A 1,986-nucleotide genomic window follows, 5' to 3' on the forward strand; every position below is an offset into this window, starting at 1 on the left:
GAGAGACGAGCCGTGCACCACCCGACACCGGCCCGCCTCGCCGTTTCACCAGGGGGACGACCCCCACACCGCGAGAAGCGAGCCGTGCACCACCCGACACCGGCCCGCCTCGCCGCCTCAGAGCCTCTCGGCGACGGTGACCCGGAAGTGGAACTCGCTCGTCATCCCGGTGACCCGCACGAGGTACTCATCGGCGCTGATCCGGTACACGGCCCGGTCGCGTTCCGACCAGGGAAGCGGCGGCGCGTGCTCACGGGCGCTCCTGGCCGCCTCCTCCCTCGCCTCCTGACGGTCCCCGAACGCCCTCTCCGAACCGAGCCGCCAGCGAATCGACTGACCGTAGCTGCTGTTCTCCTCGACGAGCACCGCCCACGACATACGCTCCGCCTCCTCCTCGCTGATCTCGACGCCGGATTCGACCCACCCGACTCCCATCCGGTTCCCGGTGATATCCGCCACACCCCGCCGCGTGAGGCCCCACGGCGACGCGAATCCGGTTCGGTTCCGACCCCGGAGAGTGGAATAGCCGTGCCGGACGGGTACGTTGATCCTTCGGGTGAGCCCGTCGGCGCGGTCCAGAGCACGGGTGCCCTCGACACTCCGCGGAACGGTGACTGGATGACGGACACGAACGCGACGGGCGGCGCGACGACCCCCCTCAGCGCGCACTGGTTCGAACCCCACGAGCTTCCCGAGCGGCCGGTCGTGGTCACCGGGGTCTTCGACGTCCTCCACGTCGGACACGTCCGCTTCCTGCGGAGCATCGCCGAACGCGGACTCCCGCTGGCCGTCGGCATCGAGTCCGACGAGCGCGTGCGCGCCTGGAAGGGCCCCGGACGCCCGGTCAACCCCGCCGAGGAGCGCGCCGAGACCATCGCCGCCCTCGGGTGCGTCGCGGCCTCCTTCGTCATCCAGGGACCGCCGGAGGTGGCCGACTGGGCCGCCTACGCCGACGTCCTGCGCCCCCTCGCCCCCGCCGCCCTGGCCTACACGGCGGGCGACCGCTACACCCAGGCCAAGATCCTCGGCGCCGACGCCCTCGGCGCGCAGGCCTGGGAGCTGCCCTTCACCCCCGGCCGCTCCACGACCGCCGCGCTCGGCCGCCTCGCCCACTCCCTGTAACCTCCCCGAACACCCCTCCTCCGGTCCGGAGGACCGCCTCCCTCCCCGCGGGAAGCGCCCCACCGGTACCGGTGTTGACGCATGCGTGGCGAACCGGCGAGACGAACGACGAGGCAGCTCATGATGTCAGGCAGGCCCTCCTACAGGGCCCTGGTCAACGACGGGAGCGCCCGAGGCCACCAGCTGCCCCCGGGCATCACCCGCCGTATCATCTCCTACGCCCGCCCCCACTGGCGGGGGATCGCTTCCTTCCTCCTGGTCACGGCCGTGGGCGCGGGCATCGTGGTGGCCAACCCGCTGATCCTCAGAGCGATCATCGACCAGGGCATCCTGCCCGGGAACACCTCGCTCGTGGTGTGGCTGGCCGTCGCGGCGGCCGGACTCGCGGTCCTGGAGGGGGTCTTGAACCTCCTCGGACGGTGGCTGTCCGCACAGATCGGCGAGGGCGTCATCTACCAGCTCCGCACCCAGGTGTTCACGCACGTCCAGCGGATGCCGCTGTCCTTCTTCACCCGGACGCAGACGGGATCGCTCATCAGTCGGCTCAACACCGACGTGGTGGGCGCCCAGCGGGCGATCACCTCGGTCCTGCAGTCGGTGGTGTCCAACCTGATCAGCGCGACCGCCGTCATCGTGACGATGGTCGCGCTGTCGTGGCGGGTCACGCTGGTGGCACTGGTCCTGGTGCCGCTGTTCGTCGTCCCCGCGAAGCTGATCGGCCGCAGGCTCGCGCACATCTCGCGCGAGGCGATGGACACCAACGCCGACATGAGTTCGCTGATGACCGAACGGTTCAACGTCGGCGGGGCGATGCTGGTGAAGCTCTACGGCCGCCCGGCGGAGGAGTCGGCGGGGTTTTTCCGC

The 1,986-nt window shown here is 70.9% G+C and carries 3 protein-coding genes; 2 read left to right on the forward strand and 1 reads right to left on the reverse strand.

Annotated features, from left to right (window positions below):
* Window positions 1-117: 117 nt before the first annotated feature.
* On the reverse strand, window positions 118-435 hold the full coding sequence (locus D471_RS0123575) for a hypothetical protein (RefSeq protein WP_017600898.1): 318 nt from the start codon (window positions 433-435) through the stop codon (window positions 118-120).
* 183 nt (window positions 436-618) lie between these two features.
* On the opposite strand from D471_RS0123575, the gene D471_RS0123580 reads away from it, so the two are divergent.
* Complete coding sequence (locus D471_RS0123580; protein WP_026128009.1) at window positions 619-1,122, forward strand: adenylyltransferase/cytidyltransferase family protein; 504 nt, start codon at window positions 619-621, stop codon at window positions 1,120-1,122.
* Between the two features lie 120 nt (window positions 1,123-1,242).
* Window positions 1,243-1,986, forward strand: a 744-nt coding sequence (locus D471_RS0123585) for an ABC transporter transmembrane domain-containing protein (protein ID WP_017600900.1), incomplete at its 3' end; no start/stop codon positions are given.

The sequence above is a fragment of the Nocardiopsis lucentensis DSM 44048 genome (genome assembly GCF_000341125.1).
In the GTDB taxonomy this organism is placed as follows: Bacteria; Actinomycetota; Actinomycetes; order Streptosporangiales; family Streptosporangiaceae; genus Nocardiopsis; species Nocardiopsis lucentensis.

Excerpts from the sequence above, each read along its gene's own strand:
- D471_RS0123575 (WP_017600898.1), bottom strand. The coding sequence starts at position 435 with ATGGGAGTCGGGTGGGTCGAATCCGGCGTCGAGATCAGCGAGGAGGAG.
- D471_RS0123580 (WP_026128009.1), top strand. The coding sequence starts at position 619 with ATGACGGACACGAACGCGACGGGCGGCGCGACGACCCCCCTCAGCGCG.